Raw genomic sequence first — 6,113 nt, 5'->3', positions numbered from 1 at the left:
CCATGCATCACCTCGAAGGGGGTGTTGCACTTGATGTTAGAGACCGCCTTACTTTTCTTTTGGGCCAGCAAAAGAAAAGTGACCCGGACCGCGGCAGCGGTTCGGAACGCCCGCTGCGTAAGCGGCAAGCTGGCGATAACGCCCAGTTGTCGCGCTACCGCAAGCACCCGCCCCTCATCCCAACCTTCTCCCCGGAGGGGAGAAGGTGTACCTGCTGCCGGCAGGCAGTCGAAACGCCCGCTGCGCAAGCGGCAAGCTTGCGGCCACGCTCAGTTGTCGCGCTATCGCGAGCACCCGCCCCTCATCCCGACCTTCTCTCCCACAGGGACTACCTTCGGGTCGCCCGGAGGGGAGAAGGAGCACAGCAACCCCGCTGCGTCCCACAGGGACTTCGTCCAGCTTGCTTCGTGCATAGAAGCGACAGCCCGCGACAAGCTTCCGACAACCGTCGCCAACACGTCGCGACCAATCCCCGACGCGCGTCAAGAAAGCGCCGCAAGCGCCCACCGAAATACCGAAAACCAAGCAACCGCAAGGCTTTCCCGTGATGGCATGGCGTTTGCTATCACCAGTCATCGGATACCTCGTCGCGAGGTATCGAGGCTTTCGTGACTGATAGGGATTGAGGTTGGCATGGCTCAGAACGAGCAGGGTTTTGAAGCACCGGCGGCAGCAGCGACGAAGCGCTCGTCGCCGTTGGTCTGGGTGATGGCGGTGGCGGTGCTGGCCATGGCCGGCGTGTGCGCGTACGTGCTGCTGGGGCAACGTCATCAAGGGGCCGCGGAAGGCGCAGAACCCAAGGTGGCCGAGTCCAAGCAGGAGCAGTACCTGCCGCTCGACCCGCCGTTCGTGGTGAATTTCCGTGACGACCAGTCCATGCGTTTCCTGCAGGTCGGCGTCAGCTTGATGTCGCACGACGCGGCGGCGCTGGCGGCGGCGAAGGACGCCGAGCCGGTGATCCGCAATGCGCTGGTGATGCTGTTCAGCAGCCAGGACTACGCGATTCTCAGCGACGCCGCCGGCAAGCAGAAGTTGCAGGCGCAGGCACTGGCAGCCGTACGCAAGATCGTCGGCGACCGGCTCGGTCGCCCTGGCGTCGAAGCCCTGTATTTCACCAGTTTCGTAATGCAATGACGGGCGGGCGCACAGTCCATGAGTGATCTCCTTTCGCAAGAGGAAATCGACGCCCTGCTTGATGGTGTCGAGGGCGGTGCCGTCGAGACGGGCAATGACGAGCCGGTTCCGACCGATGCCGTCATAACCTATGACTTCACCCAGCAGGATCGTATCGTCCGCGGCCGCCTGCCCACGCTGGAAATGGTCAACGATCGTTTCGCTCGCTTCTTCCGTAGCGCGGTGTTTGGCGTGCTGCGCAAGACCTGCGAGGTGTCGGTGCTTGGCGTGAAGATGATCAAGTTTGCCGAGTACGTGCATGGGCTGGCGGTGCCGAGCAATCTGAACCTGGTGCGCATCAAGCCGTTGCGGGGCACCGCGCTGGTGGTGATGGAGCCGCGCCTGGTGTTCACCGTGATCGACAATTTCTTCGGCGGCGATGGACGCTTTCACGCGCGCATCGAAGGTCGCGATTTCACCGCTACCGAGAACCGCGTCATCCAGATCATGCTGACCGAGCTGTTTGCGTCGATGGTTGAGGCCTGGGCGCCGGTGCTGCCGTTGCAGTTCGAATACATGAACTCGGAGATCAACCCGCAGTTTGCGAACATCGTCAGCCCCACGGAAACCGTGGTGGTGTCGCGCTTCCACGTCGAGCTGGATGGCGGCGGCGGCGAGATCAACCTCACCTTGCCGTACGCGATGATCGAGCCGATCCGCACCCTGCTCGATGCCGGCGTGCAGAGCGATCGCGTGGATCGCGATGACCGCTGGGCCGAAAACCTGCACGAGGAAGTGTTGGACGCGGAAGTCGAACTGAGTTCGCTGTTGTTGGAGACGCGCATGCATATCGGCGATTTCCTGCGCCTGCGTCCCGGCGACGTCATTCCCGTCCAGCTGCCTGAATTGAGCACCGTCTTCGCCGAGGACGTACCCGTATTTCGTGGCCGTTATGGCCAGTCCAACGGCCGCAACGCCGTTCGCTTTCATGCCCCGACCGGCCGTCGCGAGATGCGCCTGTCCACCGAACTTGTCCCGGAGAAGAGCCTCGTATGATCCCGTCCAATGAAGCCGTTGCCGGCGGCACCCAGCGCGTCGAGTTCGACCCGCTCAACGGCGCCGTGGCCGAAGGCGCTGACGTCAATCTGGACATGATCCTCGATGTGCCGGTGACCCTGGCCATGGAAGTGGGTCGCACGCGCATCAGCATCCGCAACCTGTTGCAGCTCAACCAGGGCTCGGTGGTGGAGCTCGACCGTTCCGCCGGCGAGCCGCTGGACGTTTTCGTGAACGGCACCCTGGTGGCGCACGGTGAGGTGGTGGTGATCAACGAGCGCTTCGGCATTCGCCTTACCGACGTGATCAGCCCGGCTGAACGCGTGCGCAAGCTGCGGTGATCGGCATGCTGCTTGCCCTTGCAACGCCGGTAGCCAGCGCGTCCGAAATCCAGGTGGGCGGCGAGCTGGCGCGTGTACTGATCAGTCTGCTCGGCATCATCGCCTTGATCTTTGCCGCGGGCTGGATGAGCCGCCGCCTGCAGGCACGCACCTCACCCGGTGGGCGACGGCTGCGCTGCGTGGAATCGATGGCTGTCGGCGCCCGTGACCGGCTGCTGATCATCGAAGCCGATGGCACGCGCCTGCTGGTCGGTGTGGGGCAGGGCGGCATGCGCACCTTGCACGTCTACGAAGGCAGCGCAGCCACAGGCGATGTGCCAGGCGCCAATCCACCGCCCATCGGCTTTGGCGACCTGCTCGCCCGCTGGAAGCGTACGCCATGAAGTCACTGCGCTGGATCTTCCTCATCGTGCTGATGTTCGCCCCGATGCTTGCATGGGCTGCGCCGATTGCGCCGATCACGCAGGGTTCGCCCGCAGGCATCCCTGTCCTCACCGTGCAGAATGCGCCGGGTGGCGCGCAGAACTGGACGCTATCGCTGCAGTTGCTGGCACTGATGACCGTGCTGACAGTGTTGCCGGCCGTGCTGTTGATGATGACTTCCTTCACCCGGATCATCGTGGTGCTGGGCTTCCTGCGGCAGGCGCTGGGTACGCAGTCCACGCCATCCAACCAGATCCTGCTTGGACTCTCGCTGTTCCTCACTTTGTTCGTGATGACGCCGGTGCTGAACCATGCCTACGCCGATGGCGTGAAGCCGTACATGGACGGGCAGATGGGCGCGGAGCAGGCGGTGCCGGCGGCGGCCGCTCCATTCAAGCGCTTCATGTTGGACCAGACGCGCGAGGCAGACCTGCAGCTGTTCACCCACCTGGCGAATGAGCAGCCTTACGCCAGCAAGGACGACGTGCCGTTTCGCGTGGCGATGCCCGCCTTCGTCACCAGCGAGCTGAAGACCGCGTTCCAGATGGGCTTCATGCTGTTCGTCCCGTTCCTGATCATCGACCTGGTGGTGGCCAGCGTGCTGATGTCGATGGGCATGATGATGCTCTCGCCGACCATCATCTCGCTGCCGTTCAAGATCATGTTGTTCGTGCTGGTCGATGGATGGACCTTGCTGCTGGGCACGCTGGCGGGGAGTTTCTACACGTGAGTGCGCGCACCGCTTTTTCTCCCTCTCCCCTTCGGGGAGAGGGTCGGGGTGAGCCCCGGAAAGGGGGTAAAGGGCGGGTGCTCGCGAAAGCACGGCCATCCCTCACCGTCATTCCCGCGAAAGCGGGAATCCAGTGCCTTTTGCTTCTAAAGGATCCTGCGGAAACGGCAAGGCGCTGGATTCCCGCTTTCGCGGGAATGACGCGGATGAGGGGCCTCGGCAAGCACCCGACCCTCCCCGCCGAAGGGAGCAGGAGCGGTCATGACGCCTGAATCCGTCATCGAATTCGGCCAGCACGCGCTGTACGTGGCCATGATGATTGCCGCGCCGTTGCTGCTCACGGCCCTGGTCGTCGGTCTGGTCATCGGTGTGGTACAGGCTGCCACGCAGATCAACGAAATGACCTTGAGCTTCATCCCCAAGGTGATTTCGATGGCCCTGGTCGTGCTGATCGCCGGCCCATGGATGCTGCGCACCCTGGTGCAGTTCACCCGCCAGTTGATCGAAAGCCTGCCGAGCGTGATCAAGTGACGACGGTCGACCTGGCCACCATGCAGAAGATGCTTGGCGCCGTGATGTGGGCCATGGGGCGCGTAGGCGGCCTGTGCCTGATTGCGCCGTTGTTTGGCGACTCGGTGTCACCCGCGCGCATTCGCCTGGGCCTCATGCTGGTATTGACGATCGTGCTGGCGCCGCTGGCACCCGCACAATTTGATCCGATGGGCGCGGACGGCATCGCCGTGATGATCAACCAGGTGCTGATCGGCGCGGCCATGGGTTTCGTGCTGAAGCTGGCGTTTGAGGCGGTTTCGTTTGGCGGCCAGTTGGTGGCCCAGAGCATGAGCCTGGGCTTTGCCGAATCGGTGGATCCGCGCGGCGGTGGCAGTTCGCCGACCATCAGCCAGTTCTACCTGCTGGTGGTGACCTTGCTATTCCTCGCCATGGACGGCCATCTTCGCTTGATCGCGTTACTGGCCGATAGTTTTCACAGCTTGCCGCCGAGCGAGACGGGCATCGGCGGCAACGGACTGTACGCGGTCGTGGGCTTTGCCGGCCAGTTGTTTGGGGGCGCCGTGCGGGTGGCCTTGCCGGCGATGACTTCCTTGCTGGTGGTCAATATCGGTTTTGCGGCGATCAGCCGCTCCGCGCCGGCGATGAATCTGTTCGCGGTGGGTTTTCCGATCACCATCACGCTGGGCTTCCTGGCCTTGTGGCTATCGATGCACAGCCTGCCAGGTGCGTTCGAGTCGTTGCAGTCCAGCGCGTGGTCGCTGATGCACGAACTGGTCGGCGGTTGAGGTAGCCGGCCATGTCCGAGCAAGACGATCAGGAACGCACCGAACAACCCTCAGAAAAACGCCTGCGCGAAGCGCGTGAGAAAGGCGATATCCCGCGCTCACGCGATCTGTCGGGTGCGGTGGTGGTGCTGGCCGGCGTGGCGACGCTGATGAACGGCGGCGAGAGCGCGATGGTCCACGTGCGACGCATCTATGGCCTGGGCCTGAGCTACGGGCGCGATGCGTTGTTCAGCGACGTGCTGCCGACACGCGTGCTTGCACTTGCCATGCATGAGGCGATCGACTTGTTCCTGCCGGTTGCCCTGGCCACCTTGCTCGCGGCCGTTGCCGCCCCGGTGCTGCTGGGAGGGCTCAGCTTCAGCGCGCAGGCGCTGGAGCCGAAGTTCGAGCGCCTTGATCCGATCAGCGGCCTGGGCCGCATCTTCGCCGTGCGTGGCCTGGTCGAGCTGGCCAAGTCGCTGCTCAAGCTGCTGCTGATCGGCGCCGTGCTGCTGATGGTGTTGAAGAACTGGCAGACCCAGCTGATGGACACCGGACGCGGCGAGGTCGGCAGCGGCATGGTGCGCGCAATCGCCTTGCTGGGCCATGCCGCGCTGTTGTTCGGTTCCGTGCTGGCCCTGATCGGCGGCGCCGACGCGCTGTACCAGAAATTCGACCACAACAAGCGCCTGCGCATGACGCGGCAGGAACTGAAAGACGAATCGAAGGAAAGCGACGGCAACCCTGAGCTGAAGGCGCGCGTGCGCCAGACGCAGTTCCAGATGGCCCGTCGTCGCATGATGCAGGAGCTGCCCAAGGCCGACGTGGTGATCACCAACCCCACGCACTTCGCCGTGGCGCTGCGCTACGACGAGGGGCGCATGGGTGCGCCGCGCGTGATCGCCAAGGGCGTGGACGAGCTGGCGCAGCAGATTCGCCTGGTGGCGAACAGCCATCGCATTCCCATGGTGGAGGCGCCGCCGCTGGCACGCGCCCTGTACGCCACCACTCAGCTTGATCGCGAGATCCCTGCATCGCTGTACGTGGCGGTGGCCCAGGTGCTGGCCTACGTCTTCCAGTTGAAACAGGCCGTGGCGCGCGGCGATGAGCCGCCGCAGGCGCCGAAGCCCGATGTCGATCCGGACCTGCTCGGTCCTTACAAATTCTGACGGA

Annotated in this window: 8 protein-coding genes; all 8 read left to right on the top strand. The window is 63.9% G+C overall.

The genetic code is table 11. The features are described 5' to 3' along the window. The first annotated feature begins 633 nt into the window (after positions 1 to 633). The 8 genes from OUZ49_RS19845 to flhB all read left to right on the top strand — a co-directional run bounded on the left by OUZ49_RS19845 (position 634) and on the right by flhB (position 6,109). On the top strand, positions 634 to 1,134 hold the full coding sequence (locus tag OUZ49_RS19845; protein ID WP_266152348.1) for a flagellar basal body-associated FliL family protein: 501 nt from the start codon (positions 634 to 636) through the stop codon (positions 1,132 to 1,134). 18 nt (positions 1,135 to 1,152) lie between these two features. Next, a complete protein-coding gene (gene fliM / locus OUZ49_RS19840) occupies positions 1,153 to 2,169 on the top strand; it encodes a flagellar motor switch protein FliM (RefSeq protein WP_266152347.1) in 1,017 nt (338 codons plus the stop codon). Continuing rightward, complete coding sequence (fliN, locus tag OUZ49_RS19835; protein WP_266152346.1) at positions 2,166 to 2,510, top strand: flagellar motor switch protein FliN; 345 nt, start codon at positions 2,166 to 2,168, stop codon at positions 2,508 to 2,510. The genes fliM and fliN overlap by 4 nt, the downstream gene beginning before the upstream one ends. A 5-nt stretch (positions 2,511 to 2,515) precedes the next feature. Further along, the gene (gene fliO / locus OUZ49_RS19830; protein ID WP_266152345.1) at positions 2,516 to 2,893 is read left to right on the top strand and encodes a flagellar biosynthetic protein FliO; all 378 of its coding nucleotides are present in this window, start codon (positions 2,516 to 2,518) and stop codon (positions 2,891 to 2,893) included. Beyond that, entirely contained in the window at positions 2,890 to 3,663 is a 774-nt protein-coding gene (gene fliP / locus OUZ49_RS19825) for a flagellar type III secretion system pore protein FliP (protein ID WP_266152344.1), read from the top strand. The genes fliO and fliP overlap by 4 nt, the downstream gene beginning before the upstream one ends. Positions 3,664 to 3,924: 261 nt before the next feature. Further along, positions 3,925 to 4,194, top strand: coding sequence for a flagellar biosynthesis protein FliQ (gene fliQ / locus OUZ49_RS19820; protein WP_266152343.1), 270 nt, complete (start codon positions 3,925 to 3,927; stop codon positions 4,192 to 4,194). Then, positions 4,191 to 4,961: a flagellar biosynthetic protein FliR gene (fliR, locus tag OUZ49_RS19815; protein ID WP_266152342.1), complete on the top strand. Its 771-nt coding sequence runs from the start codon at positions 4,191 to 4,193 to the stop codon at positions 4,959 to 4,961. Before fliQ ends, fliR begins: the two co-directional genes overlap by 4 nt. An 11-nt stretch (positions 4,962 to 4,972) precedes the next feature. Next, positions 4,973 to 6,109, top strand: coding sequence for a flagellar biosynthesis protein FlhB (flhB, locus tag OUZ49_RS19810; protein ID WP_266152341.1), 1,137 nt, complete (start codon positions 4,973 to 4,975; stop codon positions 6,107 to 6,109). The last annotated feature ends 4 nt before the right edge of the window (positions 6,110 to 6,113 follow it).

The organism is Dyella halodurans (assembly GCF_026283925.1).
Lineage (GTDB): Bacteria > Pseudomonadota > Gammaproteobacteria > Xanthomonadales > Rhodanobacteraceae > Dyella > Dyella halodurans.
The sequence above is the reverse complement of the archived record's forward strand: the minus strand, read 5'-3'. Positions and strand labels throughout refer to the sequence as shown.

Coding starts and splice junctions, on each gene's coding strand:
- fliN (WP_266152346.1), top strand. CDS start 2,166: ATGATCCCGTCCAATGAAGCCGTTGCCGGCGGCACCCAGCGCGTCGAG.
- OUZ49_RS19845 (WP_266152348.1), top strand. CDS start 634: ATGGCTCAGAACGAGCAGGGTTTTGAAGCACCGGCGGCAGCAGCGACG.
- fliQ (WP_266152343.1), top strand. CDS start 3,925: ATGACGCCTGAATCCGTCATCGAATTCGGCCAGCACGCGCTGTACGTG.
- flhB (WP_266152341.1), top strand. CDS start 4,973: ATGTCCGAGCAAGACGATCAGGAACGCACCGAACAACCCTCAGAAAAA.
- fliP (WP_266152344.1), top strand. CDS start 2,890: ATGAAGTCACTGCGCTGGATCTTCCTCATCGTGCTGATGTTCGCCCCG.
- fliM (WP_266152347.1), top strand. CDS start 1,153: ATGAGTGATCTCCTTTCGCAAGAGGAAATCGACGCCCTGCTTGATGGT.
- fliO (WP_266152345.1), top strand. CDS start 2,516: ATGCTGCTTGCCCTTGCAACGCCGGTAGCCAGCGCGTCCGAAATCCAG.